17 protein-coding genes are annotated in these 20,644 nt (G+C 64.1%); 9 read left to right on the top strand and 8 right to left on the bottom strand.

The features are described from left to right. Positions 1-14: 14 nt before the first annotated feature. The 3 genes from NWF22_RS05005 to NWF22_RS05015 form a co-directional block, all read right to left on the bottom strand. A complete protein-coding gene (locus tag NWF22_RS05005) occupies positions 15-1,493 on the bottom strand; it encodes a hypothetical protein (RefSeq protein WP_160900355.1) in 1,479 nt (492 codons plus the stop codon). Then, positions 1,493-1,963, bottom strand: coding sequence for an NYN domain-containing protein (locus NWF22_RS05010; RefSeq protein WP_160900354.1), 471 nt, complete (start codon positions 1,961-1,963; stop codon positions 1,493-1,495). The genes NWF22_RS05005 and NWF22_RS05010 overlap by 1 nt, the downstream gene beginning before the upstream one ends. A gap of 73 nt (positions 1,964-2,036) precedes the next feature. Beyond that, positions 2,037-2,228, bottom strand: coding sequence for a hypothetical protein (locus NWF22_RS05015; protein ID WP_160900353.1), 192 nt, complete (start codon positions 2,226-2,228; stop codon positions 2,037-2,039). 563 nt (positions 2,229-2,791) lie between these two features. On the opposite strand from NWF22_RS05015, the gene NWF22_RS05020 reads away from it, so the two are divergent. From NWF22_RS05020 to NWF22_RS05035, 4 genes are all read left to right on the top strand, one after another. Next, positions 2,792-3,901 carry a hypothetical protein gene (locus tag NWF22_RS05020; protein WP_160900352.1) on the top strand — a complete coding sequence of 370 codons (1,110 nt, stop codon included), beginning with the start codon at positions 2,792-2,794 and terminating at the stop codon, positions 3,899-3,901. Then, positions 3,901-5,232 carry a hypothetical protein gene (locus NWF22_RS05025; protein ID WP_160900351.1) on the top strand — a complete coding sequence of 444 codons (1,332 nt, stop codon included), beginning with the start codon at positions 3,901-3,903 and terminating at the stop codon, positions 5,230-5,232. The genes NWF22_RS05020 and NWF22_RS05025 overlap by 1 nt, the downstream gene beginning before the upstream one ends. Positions 5,233-5,243: 11 nt before the next feature. Continuing rightward, entirely contained in the window at positions 5,244-6,557 is a 1,314-nt protein-coding gene (locus NWF22_RS05030) for a CHAT domain-containing protein (protein WP_160900350.1), read from the top strand. A 281-nt stretch (positions 6,558-6,838) separates the two neighbouring features. After that, positions 6,839-7,432 carry a hypothetical protein gene (locus tag NWF22_RS05035; RefSeq protein ID WP_160900349.1) on the top strand — a complete coding sequence of 198 codons (594 nt, stop codon included), beginning with the start codon at positions 6,839-6,841 and terminating at the stop codon, positions 7,430-7,432. Here the strand turns inward: NWF22_RS05035 and NWF22_RS05040 are convergent. Continuing rightward, positions 7,354-8,136 carry a helix-turn-helix domain-containing protein gene (locus NWF22_RS05040; RefSeq protein WP_160900348.1) on the bottom strand — a complete coding sequence of 261 codons (783 nt, stop codon included), beginning with the start codon at positions 8,134-8,136 and terminating at the stop codon, positions 7,354-7,356. The genes NWF22_RS05035 and NWF22_RS05040 overlap by 79 nt on opposite strands. Positions 8,137-8,317: 181 nt before the next feature. Here NWF22_RS05040 and NWF22_RS05045 point away from each other — a divergent pair, with 181 nt between their 5' ends. Next, a complete protein-coding gene (locus NWF22_RS05045) occupies positions 8,318-9,049 on the top strand; it encodes an MSMEG_1198 family transcriptional regulator (protein ID WP_160900347.1) in 732 nt (243 codons plus the stop codon). Positions 9,050-9,076: 27 nt separating this feature from the next. Here the strand turns inward: NWF22_RS05045 and NWF22_RS05050 are convergent, their stop codons facing one another. Beyond that, the gene (locus NWF22_RS05050) at positions 9,077-10,102 is read right to left on the bottom strand and encodes a ThiF family adenylyltransferase (protein WP_160900346.1); all 1,026 of its coding nucleotides are present in this window, start codon (positions 10,100-10,102) and stop codon (positions 9,077-9,079) included. Further along, entirely contained in the window at positions 10,099-11,730 is a 1,632-nt protein-coding gene (locus tag NWF22_RS05055; RefSeq protein WP_160900345.1) for a phenylacetate--CoA ligase family protein, read from the bottom strand. The genes NWF22_RS05050 and NWF22_RS05055 overlap by 4 nt, the downstream gene beginning before the upstream one ends. Positions 11,731-13,341: 1,611 nt before the next feature. Here NWF22_RS05055 and NWF22_RS05060 point away from each other — a divergent pair. Together NWF22_RS05060 and NWF22_RS05065 are read left to right on the top strand one after the other, a co-directional pair. Then, positions 13,342-16,992 carry a DUF4062 domain-containing protein gene (locus NWF22_RS05060; protein WP_160900344.1) on the top strand — a complete coding sequence of 1,217 codons (3,651 nt, stop codon included), beginning with the start codon at positions 13,342-13,344 and terminating at the stop codon, positions 16,990-16,992. A gap of 577 nt (positions 16,993-17,569) precedes the next feature. Continuing rightward, positions 17,570-17,722 (top strand): hypothetical protein, encoded by a 153-nt coding sequence (locus NWF22_RS05065; RefSeq protein ID WP_202398156.1) that lies wholly within the window; start codon positions 17,570-17,572, stop codon positions 17,720-17,722. A gap of 296 nt (positions 17,723-18,018) precedes the next feature. Here the strand turns inward: NWF22_RS05065 and NWF22_RS05070 are convergent, their stop codons facing one another. Then, the gene (locus NWF22_RS05070; RefSeq protein ID WP_202398283.1) at positions 18,019-18,786 is read right to left on the bottom strand and encodes a LysR family substrate-binding domain-containing protein; all 768 of its coding nucleotides are present in this window, start codon (positions 18,784-18,786) and stop codon (positions 18,019-18,021) included. A 41-nt stretch (positions 18,787-18,827) separates the two neighbouring features. On the opposite strand from NWF22_RS05070, the gene NWF22_RS05075 reads away from it, so the two are divergent. Together NWF22_RS05075 and NWF22_RS05080 are read left to right on the top strand one after the other, a co-directional pair. Next, entirely contained in the window at positions 18,828-19,217 is a 390-nt protein-coding gene (locus NWF22_RS05075) for a DUF5997 family protein (RefSeq protein ID WP_160901362.1), read from the top strand. A gap of 153 nt (positions 19,218-19,370) precedes the next feature. After that, entirely contained in the window at positions 19,371-19,817 is a 447-nt protein-coding gene (locus NWF22_RS05080; protein WP_160900342.1) for a hypothetical protein, read from the top strand. 309 nt (positions 19,818-20,126) lie between these two features. On the opposite strand, the gene NWF22_RS05085 is transcribed toward NWF22_RS05080, so the two are convergent. Next, entirely contained in the window at positions 20,127-20,633 is a 507-nt protein-coding gene (locus tag NWF22_RS05085; protein WP_160900341.1) for a hypothetical protein, read from the bottom strand. Positions 20,634-20,644: the final 11 nt, after the last annotated feature.

Genomic DNA, 20,644 nt, shown 5'->3' on the forward strand with positions numbered 1-20,644 from the left:
GTCTTCGTCTGTGCTCAAATGCTATCTGCCGCCAGAGCAACGAAACCGCCGCAGGCGGTCACCCCGAGGCGGCCGTCGGCCAGTGCACCGGTTCGCACAGCGGCGAGCAACGCCGCCCAGTGCTCGGCCCGACCGGGACGAAATCCTTCCAGGATGTGCGCCCGTCCGGCAACGCCGGGTAGGGAGTCAAAGCTCGACCACATGATGGACCGGCCACCCACGGACGCTTCCACCGCACGAATTCCGCCGAGCTGCACCACCCGCTCGACGGAGTCGACAACGTAGCGGTTCCCCTCGACGATGCACGCACTCCACATGCACCCGATATCGGTCGAATCCCGCCGAGGCGCAAGCGGCCACGGACACCAGCCATGTCCGGTACATGCGGCGGCAAAACCGTCGAGCATCCCGGTGTGGCCGAGAGTCGGCCACACATCACCGGTGAAGGTGCACAGATCTGACGCGGTCGCACCGGCAATCAACGCCGAGCGGACCGCCTCCGCGACGGTCGCCGTCGTCTGACGATGCACGACGACGTTTCGAGGCATCGCATCCGAGTTGTCCGTGTCCGCCCAGCGATGCACTTCCGACCACTCATCTCCGTCGTGAACCCCGAGGCTCCAGCCATAGTCAGCCTTGGTCACACAGAATCGTCGAACTTCGTCACGACGGTCGCCCGGAACCTCGATGACGGTTCGGTCATCGTCCTCGGTGGCGTCGCGACACCCGCCGTCGACGTTGGCATCAACCAGCCCAGCCGGATCGATCGGTCGGTATCGTGCGTCGATCGCTTCGGCCACGTCGCGCAGCGGAATCCATCTGTGCAACAGGCCGAGCAAAGTATTCCGGTCCGACGGATCGTTGGAATCCATGTTCTCTACGACGTGAGATCCCCACCCGATCGGGTTCGGGTTGCCATTGGAGCTCTCCGGGCCGTCGAATCGGTAGATACATGTCGTATTCGGAACGAGTACTCGCTCTGCGCCACCAGCGCGGATCACATACTCGTCTTCGCCGACGGCGAAGCGGCACCCATCGATGCCGGTCGTCACCCGCCAGACAAACGAGCTACCAGGTGTGGCCGGATCGACCGGATGTGGCCAGAGGGTCCAGCCGCGGCCAAGGCAGGCCGCGATCAGACCGTCGACGTCGCCATCGACGATAGTTGTCGGCCAATGACATCCGGTCACGGTGGTGATCTGTCCGACGGTGCAACCGACCTCCGTCAGCTTCGCCAGCGTCGCTGCGATCGAATCGAGAGTCGAGGGCCGTGCACCATCGCTCGCCGTCGGCGACACGAAGCGCCACACCCACTGTCGCTGCCAGCCGATGCGATCATCGACCTCGATGGCCTGCTCCAGGGCAACGCCTCCCGCTACCTCGCGCACCCGCAGTGACACCAGCGAGCACGCAGGACTGAGAAACCGGGGAAGTTCGATGGTGCCCGGGGTGAGCGCACCCCGGGCATCATCACGGTATCCGTCGTCAGTCATCAGGACGCCAGCGCGAACTCGCGATTGGTCGGCTCCGGTGACAACCTCAGATGCCCGTGGAGCGCAGTGGCGTCCCGCAGGCTGCGGCTGAGGGCACCGCGGCCACAGAGCTGCCACACTGCGAGGCCGGCACCACGGGCCCGTTCCGCCATTTCGGTGAAACGCCCATTGCCGCTGCAAATCACAAACGTCGAATAACGGGAAGCAGCATGAGACTCGTCGACTCGATAGATCAGTTCGGCGACAGAGTCGCTGTCGGCGCGGACGTAGTACCGGACACCTTCACCGGCCAGCGCGAAAACGGCGGCTTTGGCCAGCGTGGGCCCGGATGCGACCAGCACCTGATCGCCGGGGGTGATCAGCGGCTTGAGGTGGCCCCAGACTTCTCGAACACCCTCCAGCGAACGGTCGCGCCCCAAGAGATTCTCGAGGTCGACGACGATGTACTTGCGACTGGTGGTGATGCACATTGTGTGGCTCCTTTCGGGGTGGAGGGCGCTGCGCCCTCCACCCCTCAGACCGATCCCGCGTCGTCGAGTCGACTCAGCGGTGATTGTGCTTGCCGACACCGACACGACCACCCACGCCGCGGCAGGACGGGCACGTCTCACGACGCGCCACGCGATGCTGCTTGCCTTTGTAGTCGGTTTCGTACTTCACCACGTCGACCGTGCCCTCACCGCGACACTTGGCGCAGCGGTGGCAGTTGGCACACGTCGGGTTGTAGCCGGTCATGACAGTTCTCCTCCTCACGCCAACCATTGGCGCTCATGGGAGATACCGATCCCGCCTGTAAGACGAGACCGGAAACGCGCCCCGGATGGCGGGTCATTTGCCTTGTCCATCCGATACAGACCGAAGTCGGCGGCTGCTCTGGCGATTCAACCCGCACTCCCGATTCGCTCATCTCCTGCTGCCGGCATATGGCTATCCACTCGTCGAGTAGGTGCCGCCGGGTCCCCCACCACAGGGCGAGGCGGCTCGAGTGGCGTGATCGTCACCTCAACGTCGTCGGGGCGCCGGGCGACACGCCCAATGCGGTACGCCCAATGCGGTACGCGGTCGCTTTGTCGACATGGTTTAGATCCACCGAGGCGACAACGATATCGTCCGGAAGGGGGACCGAACATCCGTGCGTACCCACGAACCCTCGAAACGGTGGACATCGCTACGAGCGCTCCACCGCTACCGTGCAGCTAGACGCAGAACAACGTGTCAGAATCGAGCGCGGGATCGTCGAGGAAGCGAGCAAGACTGTGAGTGCATGGGGTGATGCAGCCGGGGCGAGGAGCGCCGACGTGCTCCCCGCACCCACGGTTCCGCGGCCACGGCCAGCACCACAGGGCATGTGGTGGTCCGGGACCACCGAAACCGCGATCAGCCGCAATGCGTTGCTGAGACTCTGGTACGTCGAGGTGGCGCGCGGTGTGGAGGTCACCGACCCGAAGACTTTTGTCAGGGAACTGCAAGCATGGTCAGGCAACCTGGCCCGGGTGGACTGGGTTGTCGACGGGTTCGCGCCTGCGGTGCCCGAACTGCTCCGACGTGCGACTGAACCGCGCGATGATGTCGATGGGTGGTGCGAGGTCTCCGCGGTCGTCGCCGCCTACGTCGACCCGTTGTCGCGCTACACCTCTGGCTGGGCCAGGAGTGTGGCGTCCCTGCGGCCCACCGTGCCGGCAAGTGTCGGGCACGCCATCCGCGAGATGGGCCGCCGGGCGGTGGTCCCGATCCGCCGTGAGCTCACTGACTCCGACATGATTGTCACGCGTAGCGGAGTCGACGATTTCGTGCAGAACCAGCGTTCACGCCATCAGACGCATTCCCGAATCGCGTTGCACGAGTACCGAAGCAGGCTGCAAAAGTACCTGACCGGCCTGCGTCTCAAGAACGATCCCGACGACGGGAACCTTCGCACCGTGCTGGCCGAGCACTACCTTGACCTGGCGGAGAAACTGCGGTCAGCCGGTGGAGTGCCCGACCGTACGAAAGTGGCCGTAGCCGACCTCGCGCGCCCTGACACCGCTCCACACCGGACGAAGTCTCGGGTGATCGCCACCCGACGAACGGCGTCGTCGGGTACGCGTGCGGCGATGGTCGTTTCCGATGGCGACCTCGAGCACCACCTGGCCCGCACCCAACTGTGCGAGTTCGCTCGCATATGGATCTCGCGTGACCCGACTCAGCGACTCGACGATGAGAGTCTCTGTTGGGAAGCCGCTCTGGCCATGGACGGCCTCGCCGACCCGCAGGTGTTCAGCGACGGTGTCGCGGCAGCGGTCAGCGCGCGCTGGACCAAGCCACCGCCCTCACGAGCGCGTACCCTCCAGCTCGCCTCCGCGATCCGCTACGTCGAACTGCTGGTGAAGGCCGCCCAGAACGCAGCCCGCAAGATCGGAGAAGCGTGATGGCACCAATCACCGGGTCCGTGGAACGCTCCGCTGACGGCCTGATCGTCTGGCGCGCGCACACGGGGGCGGCGCTCGGCCCGGTCGCGTTCGACGCGCACAACCTCGGCCTCGGCGTCGATGCCGCCGACCCGAGTTGTGTCCTGACCGTGGTCGCCGACGACTCCGACCGCGACTCGGGCGCCACCTGTTTCACCGACCCAGGATTTCTCACTGCTCTCGTCGACGCTCCGACGGGCGCGACCCTTCCACAGCCGCAACTGGTGGATGAGATCGCACGCGCCGCCACCATTCATGCGGTCAGCAGATTCCATCTCGGCGACCTCGACCCCGGCATCGTCACCCTCGACGAGGCACACGCCGCAGCACTCTGCGGCGACATGGACGGTGCTCGCGGCCGATACCTCATGGCAACGTCGAGCATGGAGGAAGTGCTCGACGACCTCGCTGAGAATGGCGGCGAATCCATCGCGGAGGAACTCGAGGTCGCGGTCGCGCAGTGTCCGGCGATGGACCCCGAGAACGCGATCGCCACCGTGGCGTCCGCCATCGTGGACGGCCAAGACGCACGCTGGTCCGAGATGGTCCTGTCAATCCATCAAGAGGAGCTCGCAACCACGTTCAGCCCACCCCCTCCGAACGCTGCGGGTGACTTCCTGGACTTGAGCCTGCTTCCACCCCGTCTGATGCGATTCACCGGCCCAGACGAGCACGACCTGGCACTTCGGATGATCGGCGACGACACGGTCGAGGCATCGGCTGTGGTGCGCGACGCCATCTACACCAGCAGTTCGGAGGCGGCCGGACTGTTCGTGATTGCGGTCGAGCGGGCCACCGGCGAACTGGTGTCCTCTGCGCCGTGCGAGGCGAGCGGCATGCGCATGGTGGCACTATTGTGGCTAGCCGAACATGAGCTCGATGATCTGCACTTCCTGATGGTCACCCTCGATGTCCCGCTCGATGAGGTATCTGCCCGCCCGTTGGACGTTCGCCTGGCCCAGGTGGACCGAGCATGCCGCCACGCCTGGACGAACCATCGGCGCGGGCGGGCGATTCTGACACTCGTGAACTCGGCCACGGCACCGGAACTTGTCGACGCCGCCGGACACGCCGTTGCGCATTGCCGACAACAGGCAGACGACTGGGCCGCCAATGCACGAATAGAGCTGGAGGACATTCTTCTTCACCTCCAGTCCCCAGATCACCAGAAGTTGGTCGCCGACTTTCGGGAAGGGGTCCTGCGATTGCAGGAACTCGTGGCCGGCGACTTCGCCCCCGACAGCCCAATACGACCGACGCTAGCGGAATTGCATGCGGAGACCGGCTGGTAGCAACGCGACAGATGCACGACGAACCACTCACCCTGCAGATCCGGGCCGTTGATGCCGGCGCCACTTTCGTGTCGTATCGATGGCTCGACGACGTGGACAATCCTGTCGTTAGGAGGCTCTCGCCTGGCGCCATACGACAGATCACGTCGCAGCTCGACGACGCGCTGATCGGAGACGCCGGTGCAGATGGCCACAGAGCCGACGATGTCCAACGCGCTCTCAAGGGTCCGCTGTCGACGACGACACGCGAAGCCGAATTCAGTGGCAACCTGGCGGCGCAGATTCTCGGCGCCGACGTGTCCCGGGAGATCTCGGCGCGCTCGCGTCGCGGCCGCGTGACAGTGAGATACACACCTAGCCCATCCCTCGCCAGGGTGCCCCTCGACCTTCTGCCGATCGACGGTGACATCCGGCTGATGGAGAGGGCGCAGTTGTATTGTGTGCCGCCCGCGACGCTTCGAGCCGGCCGAGCGGTCGTCCCGAAGCGCTGGTCGCAGGAGTTGGCGCGTCGACCCGTGCTCTATGTGATCGATCCTGAGGTCCCGGCGGCCGCAGGTCTCGACCAGGTGCTCCCACCACATGTCTCGACGGCTCGTTCGGGTGTCGATTCCTTCGTCAATCTACTCGAGCGCACCCCACACACGGATGGTTCCGTGGTGCGTAGGCAGATCATGCGATGGAAGCTGGGCGAAGACCTGCGGAACAACCCGGGGCGCATGCTGTACTTCGGGCACGTCAGCGCGAACAGGCAGCAGCCAGGGTCGGCGTCACTACACCTGTCCGACGGGGAGTACCACTGGGGGCTGTGCGCGGTAAAGGGCCGCTCACACCGTCCATTCTCGGCATTGGATCTCCTGTACGGCACCAAATACCCTTCGATGGGTCCAGCCGATGTGGCCATCCCGCCCTCGATGGAGGACCGCAGCGGACATTCGTTGTGGCCCATGCCACCCCGCGTGGCGATCATTGCCTGCGAAGGTGCTGTCGACTACCGCAGCCGGGAGATCTTCGGACTGGTCACTGCATGCATGAACTCTGGCGCCGAGTTGGTGACAACCACCCGATGGGCTCTTCCGTCGGACACCGTGATGAATGACGCTGCTCGCGAGACGTCCGTTCCCGGTCCGACCACCCGCCTGGCACTTGCAGTCGACGAAGCACACCGCGCTGCCGATCCGGTCGAGACACTGAACCGGTGGCAGTGCCGCCAACTCGCGCGGTGGAGGGACACGAGCGATTTACAGTATTCACCACTAATCTGGGCGGCGGTCACCGACCACTGGTGCGAACCGCTCGATGAGGACGCGGAAGTCCACGCGCAATGACCAACGATTGTCCGTCCACCACACCCGAACTCCCACCGACAGTCGGCGATCCAGCCGTTCACGGCACGGAACTCGAACGCCTGCTTATCCTGCGGCAAAAACTCGGATCCGTCGGCCATGTGGAGAAAGCCGCGCTCTGCGATTGTGAAATAGCATGGCTTTATGTTGGGTTGCACGACTACCCGCGAGCCGACCGGCACTTCGAACGAGCCACAGACGGTTTCCGCGAAGCCGGACTTCACCACCACCAGGCCAACGTGCAATGGAGCAGAGCCCGCAGGATGCTCGCGGAAGCGTCGGAAGACGATGCGCGCCGAGACGAACTGATCGCTAGCGCCATCGACATCGCGACCGCATCCTGGATCGCCTGCGAGCACGAACGATTCCAGTTCGATGACTCCGCGCGCCGGCGTCGCTGGGCGCTCATCGCCGACCGCAGACTCGCTGCGACGCTGTCGCTGGCCTACGAACACGGCTCTGCTGCACTGGTGGCCGAACTCATCGACAGTGGCCTCAACGCGGGCACACACTCGGTGGATGCCGACTTCGGCGAAGAAGACGCGGGCGCGGACCCCGGAGGAGAGAAGCTCTCGTTCTGGTCGACAGAATTGTGGGTCGACGTTTCCTCAGACAGCCGATCCGTCGTGACCACCGATGACGCGGCGGGCTCGCAGAGTTCGTCGCACCGGTCTGAGGCCGCGGCACGCCTGCTCGACAACCGCGAGCTCGCGATGGAGCCACCAGCGGAGCTGCGCTATCCGATCAACAGCGGCACTCACCGGGTCGTGCTGGGTGCTCAGCGGGAGATGGCGGCCGCTCTCGATCCCGACCTGCGCGTGATCTTCACCTCGGTTCCCACGGTGGAAGCGTGGTGATCGCGACCGAGACCGCCCGAATGCACGAGTCGGACGCCGCGGCACACCGGAACGGTTGGTGTCGCCTCATGCTCAGGGGTGGGCGGGTTGGCGTCCGCGGCATGGAGGAGATTTGACGGCTCAATGTAGCCGTCGGCGACGAGCGCGAGAAGCAGCCGAACCCGGTTGCCGATCGAGCGCCCAGCATCCGTGTAGCGGTCTGACACTCGGCGATAATGGGTACGCACAGTCGATTCGGCAAGAAAGTGATGCCGCGCCGTTTCGGTGATCGTGGCACCGGTGAGATAGGTCGTGAGGACCTCGAGCTCCCGGGCAGTCACATGCACCCGAGACAGGGCACGTGGTGCTGTCGACGACGCGACCGCCGAGGGCATGAATGCACGCAGTTGATCGACCGTCCTTACGGCACCCGTCGAGCCTGCCCTGACATCAATGACAAGTATCCGGGCGGAACGCAGTTGCACGTCGCGCCGGACCCGCTCGGCGCGGTTCGCCGCACGCACGAGGGCCACCGACGGCGTTGGGCCGGCCGCCGGTAAGCGGGAGGCATCGAGGTCTATCAGGACTGGCCGACCGCCGAGCTTCTCGACTAGCGCGACAAGAGCGGCGTCAAAGAGATCGTGCTCGGCGATGACCGCGATATGCGGTGCCTCACCCACGGTTGAGATGGCACTGTCCGGGTATCGGTCGATCAACGCGGTCATTCGGATCTCCTAGGTGCGCTACGAAGCAATCAATCGGTGACTTCAATTCTTCGGACACAGACGCCGATGCGGAACAGGACGATTCGCTTGAACTCGACGGCATCGAGTGGCTTCCGGGCTTTCCTGCGTTGCGGCATACCAGATTGCGCATGCCCAGCCAGGCTGGTGTTAACTACTACGCATGGCTAGCGGGATGCGAGTGCTCGTGGCGTCGCCACTGGGCCGGGTGATCTCCACGTCGATGGAACGAGATCTCGACGGCGTCGTCGTCGAGGTGGTCGGCGACAGGGCCGGTCTGGTGCGCAGCGTGACCGGGAAGGTTCGATTCGACGTCGTCATCGCAGATCTGATCTGGAACAACCCAGACGCGGAATGGTCGTTCGACGGCTTGGATGTCATCAACGTGCTCCGCGACGCCGACCGGATGGCCCCGGTCCTGCTCGCCACCCAGGGGCACTCGATGGAGCAGGACCACCTTGACGAGGCGCGGCTACGTGACGAGGTCTCCGGCATCGTCAGAAAGTCCGACGGGTTGGAGGCGATCGTCGCGGCCATCAGAGCCGCTGCGGTCGGCAAGCGGACCGATGACGCCGGGCCTGCGCCACGCGCGGTTCCGCTGTACAAGGAGTTCGTCGGGCAGCGCGGCACCACCGCGGGCCGCCTGGCCGGCGCCATCGCGTCGGGGTGCACGTCGGACAATGCTTCGCTGGCGAAAGCGGCCAGTGTGTCACCCAACACGGCGAACAAGGTCACCAGTCACTACCTGGGCCCGATCATGACGCGACGCGGCGAACATGACACCCGCCTGCAGCTGACCCAGGCGTCTGTTTACCGATGGTGCGGCCTGCACGCGCGCTATCTGGTCAGTTGGTGCCGCCGGCATGGCCACGAAGATGTCCTGAAACCCGTCTGACACACCGAATCGCTGCCCACGACAAGGTCACCCGAGGTCGCTGACCCGGACGTGGTGCCGTCCGGACGGTAGATCTGCTCCGCAGATGACCTTGCGTGCCGCGAGCGCGCCGACGACCCCCGCGAGGGTCGCGGCGGTGCCCAACTGCGGCCATGACGGGATGGTCTTGCCGACTTCGCCCAGCGCCACCTTCAGGCGGTCGGCGACGTCGTCGCCCACGATGGTGCCGGCGATCTCGACGCGGCGCTCCGGCTTGCGCAATTCGTCGTCAGTAAGCGTCTCGACATCGCCGGCCCGACCGTGAAACAGTGGCCGGTCAGGTTCGAGGTCGAACCGTTCAATATCGAGGATCACGTCGTCACCGTTGTCAGTCACCATGATGACCGGCACGTGGGCGGCTCGGGCGTGGTGCCGGATGCGTACCTTCATCGCGAGATCGTCCATCTCCTCGACGAGCACGCGGGCGCGTGGAGTGGCGCCGCCGCCGATGAAGCGATCTGCCATGTCGGGGTGAAACCCTCCGGGGAACGTCTCCACCACGGCGTACGGGTCGGCCTCGAGAACGCGTCGGTATGCCAACGTCGTCTTGGGAACGCCGAGGTCGCACACAGATCCCACGAGCCTGTTGAGGTTCGACGGACCCAGCGTGTCCGGGTCGGCGATACGCAGGCGTCGGGCGCCGGTGAGCGCACACACCGAGAGCACCGAACCGCCGACGCTGAGTCCGGCGATCGCGATGAGCCCTGATGTCCAGGAGCGCTGCTCGTCGTCGGTGATCAGGAATCGGTTACGCGCGGTGCGCAAACGGTGGAAGACGGATGCTTCGGGAAGTCGGACAATGGTCCTGCGCCACGGATAGGCGATGTAGCGGGTAGTGCGATCCAAGTCCGCGGGATCGTAGTCGGTGGGCGTCGTGCTGTACTGGTCGAGCTTGTGTAGGTCCTCGAGCGCCGATTCCCAGCCATCGACCAACGCATAGCCGTCGGCATCGCGGAGGTAACGGATGCGGCCGGCATCGTCGTGTGGGTGCAGGATTTCAACAAGACCGGTCATCGACGTTTTCCTGTGTGTTGTTGTTTCGCCTTGCGTTCGAACTCCGGACGACTGCGATAGCTATGCAGGCTCACGACGGGATGTGCCGGTTCTCCTTTGCCGTCGCAGAGGGTTCGGTACTCCCCGTTGCTGTGTCGCAACTCCTCGTAGGCGATCTGGGCGAGCGTCTCGCGCAGCGACTCGGTTTCGGTAACGCCATTCTTGAGCTCGAACATGATCCGGAGGGTCATCGAGAGGTCGGCGTTCTCTGGGTGCGGCATGTGGAAGTAGCCGCTCAGCGCATCGGCGACACGTGGATCTTCCACCACGGGTTGGACATTGTGGAAGTAGATGTTGACCGCGTAGAAGGTGACCGCCACATCCGGGCGACCATACAACGCCAAGAAGTGGTTGTCGGTGACCCGTTGCGCCAACTCGTCGTGACCGTACGCTTCGAGCACATCCCTCATTGTCGAGCCGTCGTAGAGTTCGCCTTCATCCTTGATGCGGTAACGCACGAGCGGCAGCGTGGTGTCGAGGGTGAACAGCAGGCAACCGTCCTCATCGGTCTCGACATATCGAGCTACCGGGTCGTACTCGACGAAGGTCGGCAGGTGCGTCACGTCCTCATCGAAAAGTGCCCCACGAAGGTTCGGATCGTGCTCCGCGGCACGGCGGATGGCGATCGACAGCGAGGTTTCGAATCCCATCAGCCCGGCATCTGCGGTCCCATAGATGAGCACGATACTTGCGGGGTCGTTTGGCTTCCCGATGCGCTTGAGCAGGTGGTCCCGCCAGGTCTCGGTGATCAGTTCACCAGCCAGCAGCAGCTTGATGTCCTGGCTCAGGGCTGCCGGCGCGTCGGCAGCCAGTCGGTCCAGGACATCCTTCACGTGGGGTGGGTAGCCGGTGATGACGACTTGCTCGTAGTTGGGTGCCAACTCGGTGAGAGCTCGGACCGCATCGTCGATCTCGATGCCAGGCGAGATGACGCTGACCGGAATCTCGAGGTCGTTGGCACCGTTGAGCGCCATCAGGGTGTAACTACCGGCAATCCACGTTCCCATCGCGAAGGTGTTGACAGCCAACGTAGTGCGCTCATGTGCATGGAATGTGTCACGCAGGATCTGCTCGTGGAAGCGAATGCTGTCGTAGAGAGACTTTCGGCTGCGCGGAAAGTACGTCGGCATTCCCGATGAGCCGGAGCTGGCCGACCAGTTCACCACCCTGCCGAGATCCGCGTCCCACACGAGTTCGGGTTGGTCGTAGGCCTTGAGATAGTCAGCCTTGGTCATCGGCGGCAGGGCGTGAAAGCTTGCCTCGTCGATCGCGTCCGGGTCCGCCCCGTTCGCGGTCAGGAGCTTGTTGTACGCCGGGACTCGCTCCGCTGCTCGGCGTGCAAGTTCGACGGCGGTATCGATGCCGACGATCGGCTGCTGGGGGTGCCGAGTCGCCAACTTCGAGTCTGAGGTCTGTCCGTCAGCCGCTTCTTCCTCTGGTCCGCTCATCAGCCTCCCGTCCCCTTTTTCGCACACCGTGACAGGTGTGTGACAGTACTGGACACTGACCTTTGCAGTTGTCGCCTGAAGCGATGAACTGGGTGTTCGAAATTCTTCAGGCTTCTGGCAACCGGAGGTCACCAAAAGCACAGCCTGACCCGCCCGCCAAGCTGCTGGAAACGCAACACAAATAAGGAAGTACCACCCAGGCGCGGTCTTCCCTGGGCTGCCACGGGCTCGAGTACCAACGAATCACCATTTCACGGGGTCCGGCTATAGGTTGCTTCGGCCGTGTCGTTGGACGACTACCGCACCGGCATCGGAGGATAGTGCACCTGCCGCGCGGCTCGCACCCGAGCTGCATGCACTCGAGCAGCGTGCACGCGCGCAGCTGGTGTTCAGCCCGTGTCGGCGGAGACGAGTGGACCGACGATCGAACTGCGACACCTGCGGATTCTGCAATCCTATAAGTTCTGCACGTCTCGAAGTTGGCCGCGCACTGCTCAGCCCAGTGGAATTGCTGGATGTTGGCCCGCTGGGCGCGGGCGCAGGGGGATCGTGTCTGGCGGCGTGAGTTCTCAGTGTCGCGGTATGTTGGCCTGCTTGAACAGTCGGGTGCGCCCTCGGTGACGGCGTTGGTGAGCCCGGTGGGCAGGACCGCCGCCACCATTCTCCTTCGGCACCAGCGGGTGGCCCCGGGGATCTGGGTGTCGGTACACGGACCTGTGTAGGCGGTAGAGACGGGCGCGGATCTCTGCTCGTCGGCGCCCTCGCGGCGGTCGACAATGCCCGGAGGCCCTATTTCGCGATGTAGCCGGCTAGGATCTGACCGGTCGGATCACGATCGGTCAGCGCTCACCGCATCTTCGCAAATGATCTGTTCGACAGTCATTCCTGGGAGATCACCAGCCGCCGTTCGGGTGGGCCTATTCCGGGTCCTGTTTGCGGCCGCGGCGGCCGTGGGCATCGAAGGTGGCCGAGCTGCGGACCGCAGTGACCACGTCGCTAGGCAGGTTTCACCAGGTGGGAATGATCGGCCACCCACTGTACGTACGGCGACATGGGTGTCGGTGACCGCGGGGGCGTACGCGGCCGACGAGCCGATCATCCCATGGGTCACCACGGTGCGAAACGGCTTCGACTGGGCCAGCAGCCACCAGGTGACCGCCGCGCTGGTGCGGCTATGTCGAGCCGACACCACAGCCCGGGCACACCGCGGCGCGTCCGAATCGGCCGTAGCCACCTCGACGACACGCGCGATCAGGCAGCCGGGACACACCGGCCACCGCCAACCCTTCCAACCCCATCCGCAACTCCAGGTTTCCGAAAGCCCGGGTCGTCTCATGTCAACTACACGCCGGCCGGCTGACCAGGCATCGCCCGCTCAAGCTCGAATGCCGCATTACGACGGCGACGCACGCACTTCTTCGCCCTTGAGCGACTATCACCCACCGATGTCTACTCTGTAAGGATCGCGCGCGAGCGTCTCGATCTGGATCGCGCCGACATGCGCCACAGAGACGCGTTTAGCGTCGGTCAGACGCACGATTCTCATCTCGTTTGTCGCCGAACAACTCACCGATCGGGGAGAGATCCACTTGAATGTGACTATCGGGCTGCAGACCTGGGATTGATCGAATCGGGGTTTTAGGAGCATGCGGGCGACATGAATGAGGTTGCATTGTGACTGGTACGCCAACGCGGACGAGGGCGTCAGCCTGGCAACGCATCCCGGTCTTCATCGCATCAACGTTCCGAGACATGGACCACGAGCGCGACGTGATCAACTCCCTGGTGATTCCCAACGTCAATCGGCTGCTTCGCGCAAAGGGGCGATCGGCCGCTCTCTACGCGCTCGACTTTCGGTGGGGCATCGAGACCGACGAGAGCACAGATCAACGGCTGCGCGAAAGAGTAATCCTGCAACGATGCGTCGACGAACTGCGACGCTGTTTACCGCTATTCGTCGGACTGATCGGCGATTCGTACGGGTACCTTCCGAATCAGGTCGACGCGCGAGAGATTCTGGCGCGTGCGGGCGTCCAAGCTCCGGGGTTTCCTTTATCCGTCACTGCCCTCGAAATGATGGCGGCAGCAGCCAATGCCTCATCCCTCGAACGATTGTCACCGATATTCTTGTCCCGGCATTGCGAGGTGCCTGGCGGACACGCGCGTGCCGCTGACAAACCGCAAATTTCGGAGTTGCGTCGTCACCTCCACGACGCGGGGTGCACCGTACACCGGTACCATGCATTCAGCGAAGCCGGGCAGCAGGACTTCGGCGAGACCTTCACCGAGTACCTGCAGCATGCACTCCTGGCGCTGGCCCGCCAGGTTCTTGGCGAAGTCGCCGAAAAGCAGAGTTGGATCGCCGAGGAAGTCGGGCTCCATCGTGGACGCATGGAGGAGGAGGCAGACAACTTCCGGGGCCGTGCAGACGTGCTCGAGGCCCTTGAAGACCACCGCGGCAGGCCCGATCCGTTTGGAAGGGCATGGCGGCTGGGCGACGAGGTCAACGAGTTCAGTCGCTTGCGCATGCGCTTTGCCGACTCCATGGTCGCCGTGCTCGCCGACCCGGGAGCGGGAAAGTCTGCACTGCTGGCCAAGATTGCCTGCGATGGGAACCTCAGTACCGTTCCACACCGTGCGATTCACGATCGTTCGGATCGTGCGTACTGTCGCGTTGGGATCACCCCGAGATCGACACGCCTCGCTGTTTGTCTGCTTGTCTTGCTGGCGCAGCTCGATCCCGACCTGGCCGAGCGCGTCGCCAGTCAGCACGATCCCGATGGCCTGCGTCTCGGTGATGTGCTGCCTTCCTGGATCGAGTGTTTGGGCCCGCCTCGGCTCGGCAGCGAGCCGACGATCATCGTCGACGGCCTCGATAAGATGGCTAGCACCGACAGCGAATCGTACTCGCTGGCCTGGATGTCCACAGAGATGGTGCAGGGAGCCTACTTCGTCGTCTCGGCCAACAACGGTTCACCTGCAGCGCACATCGTTCGAACCAGACCACTGACCACAGTGTTCGAACTCAACCCGCTGTCCCCCGAAGACGCGCGCCTGATGGTCAGCGGAGCCATTGCGCGGCATCACCGCTCATTGCCCGAACTGTTGATCCGCCGACTTGCTCACAAGTCGGCGAATGCGCGGTGGCTCAGCATTGCCACGCAATTGCTCTTGACATTGTCACGACATGATTATCATTCACTTCGAAACGAGGACTCGTCGGCGGACCCTCAGGTCCGGCTGCGAGCGATGCTTTCCAGAACCATCGAACAGCTTCCCGCAGACCTGGAGGATCTAAGCTCTGACTACCTGTTCCGGCTGCTGGAGTTCGCTGACCCGTCTGTGACACCCGCCCTAATTCTGCTCACGGTGTCGTCTTCGGGCGTAAGGGAATTTGACGTCCTGTCGATCTTTGGGGAGGGAAGCAAGTTCCGACGGGACGAAAGCGGATATGGCGTCAGTGCGATTACCCCAACCATGTTGTCGGTAACCCAGGACTTGTTCGACGGACTTATCGACGTCCGAGACAGCGGGCGAATGGCGTTTGTCTCTGATTCCACGGAGCAGGCATGGAGGGGTATTCTCGCCGATAGCATTTTGGAGGTCGGTGGAGATCCGGAGGCGGTTGTCCTCGACTACCGCCGCACCTTCATCGCTCACCTGCTGACGCTACCGCTGGATGATCCCCTGCGCATCGACGAACTCCTCCTCCAATTGTGGATCGCAGACGACATTCCGTTTCTCGCACACGCTCTCCACGACCCACAGCTATCCGCGGTCTCGTCGGTCGCGTTGTTCGGGGCAGTTTTCGCCGTTGCTACCTCGGACGCGGCTGCCGTGCGCTCGGTCCTTGAGCTGCCGCTGCCGCCCGATGAGAAACTGACCTTGACGTCCTTCCTGGTGTCCGCTGTCACCAGGATGGACCTGGCCCAGGCGTCACAAGCGGCTGTAGAGATCAAAGAAGCGTTAGAACAAATGCCTGCTTCCGCCGCTTCCCGGACCGGTGCGTCTGCCGCCGACGTACTGGCTCAACTCAGCACGTTGCCTGGTGCAAGCGGCATTGGTGGTGTTTTCGGACACTGGGAGCCGTTTATCCGAGCGCTCGTCGACGGGCATGCTCAACTGTCACAGGGGCCATACTTAGATCCAGTCAACGACTTCGAGCGTCGAATGTTCATCGAGGTTCAGTTGACCATGGTCACCCAGTTCGCGTTAACTGTTTTCGACCGAACAGACCCGACGTTCGAGGACTTTCAACAAATTGGTTTTCGTCTGGAAAGCGCACGCGACCATCTCGAACAATTGCCTCCCGACGATGACGCCGGCGAGTACCTCCGAATCCTCGAATCCGTTGCGAACCGTGCGGTGATGCTCCTAGGAATCACCGCGACCTTACCTCCGCTTGAAGACGACCTCTCACGGGCGGAACAGGCCTTCGATACAACCGGTGGAGCTGCGATCTACGGCGTGTTGATGGCCCTGTGCGCTCGTGTACGTACTGAAGTCGCGGTCGGGCTCCAAGTCGCGGAGGGCGGGAATCCGTCCCCAGGTGACCTCGTGCGTGCGCTCTCGGAGATCGACAGAGCGCGGTGGCGTCTCGAAGTTGGCTTGGCACTGAATCCCACCATGAGAATCGTGCGCGCCGAATTGATGGCACTATTGACTGAGAGATTGTCGCTACTCGATACTGCCGAACAAGCGGGTAGCTCGGCGGAGTCGGCATTGCGCCTTGCAGAACTCGCCATCGACGACGACAAGGTGGACCCGAGTGATTTCATCGGCATTGCCGCGCGAGCCGTGTTCGGATGGGCCTTCTCTCGACTGGATGGCTCGGTCACGACGATTGTGGAACGCATGCTCGAATTGCTCGACGGCGACCACCTCGGAACTGTCATCGACGACGACAGCCGCGCGGTCGCCGAAGTCGCATTGTTGACCGCGGCAGTCGACGTGGGTGCAGCCGACGGCGAGTACGAGTTGTCGTTGGCACTCGGGCGTAGGGCGGTCGCGCTCCAACAAGCCGGCTACGAATTCGCCGACGGTGAAGCCACAGCATACGAAATTCTGCGCGAACGCCTCGAGAACGTCCGTGAAGAGCTTATAGGCATACTCGAAGAAGCCGATTCGCTGGCGGGACTCACGGCGGAGATCGATATCGGCGATATCATGTCACACTGTCGCTGGGCTGATGAGCTGTTCACGATGTGCTCCGGAAGATCGGATACACAGGTGGAGGACCACCTGGGCCGGATGCTCGCCCAGACGTTGGCCGGTGCGGTTTCAGGGGACCCGACTGTTCTTGCGAACGCGCGCCTCATCTACCAAAGCCTTGAGGATCTCGAAGGTTTGGACGACGAGCATCAGCGAATTCTGGATGTCACCGCCTGCCATCTCCAGTCGTGACGGCAAGCCATGAGGCGGTATCCCGAGGACCGGTTGGCGAGTAACCTCAGATTTTCCGACTACTTGCGGCGCTGGACTGAAGTATTCCGGAACCAATCCAGCTCGTCCCACTCGGAGACCAGCGACGAAGGTATCCCGCTACTCTCGACGCGACGTCTTCCGCATGATGTCGGCCAGCCCGTCGCTTGCCCTCCCCGCGTGCACGTCGGCAGATCCAGCGCCCATCGCCGGCACCGAACGGTCCTGGGGAGCACTCATCCCGAGTGTCACGCCCGCCCCTGGTTCGATTCGCTCCCCTATCGAGCAACTCGCGACGCTGGCCGACGCGCACCCAGGTATCTGCACCGCTTCGCCGCCATCGGCGACTCGGTCCCCATTCCGACCTCGACGCGATGACGGCGATCACCGACCACGGGCGCCACTCCCCTACTAAGGACTACTGAACCTCGAAGCTGGCCGGGGCAGGCCTCGGCATCAACCAACCGCGATACGCCCTGACCTGAACCGTATCGCGGCCGGCGGCTTCGAAGCCGACCTCTCTCGCTGGGGCACCGAGCTGGCGTCGTGGAACAAGCCAGTGCTGCTGCGCTTCACGCAAGAGATGATCGGCACCTGGAGACCGTGGTCGATCGGCATCAACAGCAACACCGCCGCCAACTACCGCGCCACCGGGACCCGGATGCGCTCCGACATCCTCGCGGCGGGGGCCACCACCCTCAAGTTCGTCTAAGCGACCGTCGTTCTCACGCTCGGCACGTCGGGTTCAACGCGACCTGCCACGGGGACGCCCACGTCGACCATCTCGGACTCGACGGCTACAACTGGGCCGCGACGTCCCCGGACATCGATGGCACTCGGAGTTGTTCGCAGGCAGCCTCATGGCGCTGCATGACTTCGGCGGAACCAGCCGTATCCTCATCGCCGGCGCCGGGTGCGCCGAATGACTTCAGCTAGAGGTAAAGGCCCCAGTAGATTCGAGATTTCTTCGGCATCGTCGACGGCGAACCGCGGGTACGGAAGAGCCGGTTACCGACGATTAGGACGTCCCGAACCTCGTCGAGCACCCTTGCCGGGGATCTTCCCGGCCGCTTCGCGTGCCGCCCGCTTGGCCGCCGCCTTCTCCCGGGCCGACCGTTTGGGCGCCTCCTCGGAACGGCCCCGCGACGACGTCGCCTTCCGACCACGCACGATGCCGATGAACTCGTCGGCGAGTTCGGTGGTCGGTTGCGGCCACAGCAGCCCCACCGTCGAGGTCGGGGCGTCAGTCACCGGGCGGTGCACCAGATCCTTGCGGTGATGCAGCCGCGCCAACGACTGCGGCACCAGCAGCACCCCGATCCCGGCGGCGACGAGTTCGATGGCGTCACCGGTGGTCTCGGGTCGATGGCTCACTGCTGAACCCGGGCGCTGAGTCACCGTCAACGGTTCGTCGAGTGGCCAAAGCACCTGTTCGTCGGCGAGATCGGCCAGCGTCATCTCATCGCCCGCGGTCAGCACGTGGTCTTTGGGCACCACCACGACGGTGGTCTCCTCATAGAGGTCGATGCTGTGATGGGCGCCCGCGTCACCGTGCCCCAGCGCCTCGGGCAGGCGGGTGATCGCCATCTGCACGCGCCCCTGCCCGACGGCCTCGGCACAGTCCGCGACATCGAGGGCGACGAGCTCCAGCGGCACATCGGGTCGTCGTTGCTCCCAGATCCGCACCCACTTGCCCGGCATGGCCCCCGGCACGAACGCCAGCCGAAACACCGGGGCGTCGTCGCTGGTGGTCGCGTCGGGTGTGGTCACGACCAGAGGCTACCGCGCGATATCCTCGGCCGATGAGCTCACAGTCGATGAAGCCGGCCACCGCCGCCAAGAAGCTGGACGTGTACCTGCCGGCGACCCCGGCCGAGTTCCGCGAGCACCCCATCACCCGAGCCGAACTCGCCGAGCTGCAGGCCGACCCACCGGAATGGCTGCGCACGCTGCGCGCCGAGGGCCCGCATCCGAAGAATCTGGTCGCCGCCAAACTCGGCATCTCCAACTCCGGCCTGGTCCGCGGCGGCATCACCGAAGCGCTCACCACCGCGCAGATCGAGGAGCTGCTCGCCGAGATGCCGGACTGGCTGGCGGCCGAACGCGCGACGCAGCTCGAGGTGCGGCGTGAAGAACGACGCATTAAGTCGCTGCACGCGGACAAGCGGCGGGCGCGGGAGGAAGCGGACGCCGAGCCCGAGGTGTGATTCTGTGAACCGGCCGGGACGCTGCCGAAGGGAATCCGGGTTGCCCGATCAGGAGCCTGCGGAGGGTCGTCACGAAGGGCCCTTCGTGACACTCGGCTAGCGCCTCGCTCCTCAGGGACCGGGGAGTCGACATCGCAGAGCCGGCGCCGTCGGATGCTGCGGATCTGGCTCGGCTGCGCAGTCGTCATCGTCGGACTCGTCGCGGCAGCGATCGCCGTACCGCGACTGGCGCACCGCTACCCGTGCGACTCGGTGGTCCCCAACGCCGCGGACATGGGGTTACGGCTGTCCGACACCGAACAGGTGGTCTCCTGCGAGCACCACGCGAGTTTCCCGGATTCGTCGGCGCGGCTGGTGGTGCGTACCGCATCACCGCAGACACGCACGGCGCTCCTGCAACGTTCCAGCGTCAGCGAAGAGCTCGAGCGGACGATGATCAGTGAGAACGACGGCCCGTTCTACGAGGAGGTACGCAGGCCGAACCTCGAACGCAGCAAGCAGGTGTACCTGTCCACGACGGGTGATTACCAGCTCAGCATCAGCTATGACGACGGCATCGAGTCAGGACTGCTGCTCACGGTGTGGGCGATGGAGATGTGAGCGCACTGCGTTCGGCGGTGTGGCGCGAAGAACGCCGCATCAAGGCCCTGCACGCGGACAAGCGGCGCGCGCGGGAGGATGGCGACGGGGAATAGCTGACCGGACAACTATCGTTGAATCTGAGGCTTTCCCTCCGGTCCCACTCCCCCGACCGGGACCGGTCGGGAAGCCACCCCGGCGCCCCGTCAGACCGACCCCCGACTGGTCTGGCGGGGCGCTTTGTGTCTGGCGTTGGTCAGATCCGATCGATGCCATGTGAGTCCTCGGGTCCGATGTCCTCGATCAACATCAACCGGCAGCGGCCGCCTTCTACGGTGTCGCCCATCGCAAATGGTGAAGGTCCATGGCCATGATCAGGTCGGGGTCGCTGTCGAGGCACACGCCTGCTGTCTCCAGTCGTGCTCGGTCGCGAAGTTTGCGGTCTGGACGTTCGTAGAGTGCCCACAGTCGCGACCCGATGCCATGCCGGGAGGGATACTCGATGCCGTCGAGGTCTCGGGGGTAGCTGGAGAAGCGTAATTCCCGATACAACGCTCCCGACAAGTGTTGGGTGAATTCGCGGGCGGCGCTGGTGATCGCCGACAGGTCCACTCCCTCGGCAAGACCACACGAGACCGCATATCCGCCGAACTCACGATGTAGCGACGCCAACGTCGTCGGATGCCCGACCTCGAGGAACCGGCCGTTCGGGTCGTCCCAGCGTCCGGACCCGATGTAGGGCCATTCCGGCCAGGCCAGCGGCCCGGCCTTGACGTAGCTGATCCGAACCGCCGGCTCGTCCTGAAGGGCACGGCCATGCCAGCGATCGTCGGTCACGGCCGATGAAT

Origin of the sequence: Gordonia mangrovi, assembly GCF_024734075.1 — a bacterium.
Lineage (GTDB): Bacteria > Actinomycetota > Actinomycetes > Mycobacteriales > Mycobacteriaceae > Gordonia > Gordonia mangrovi.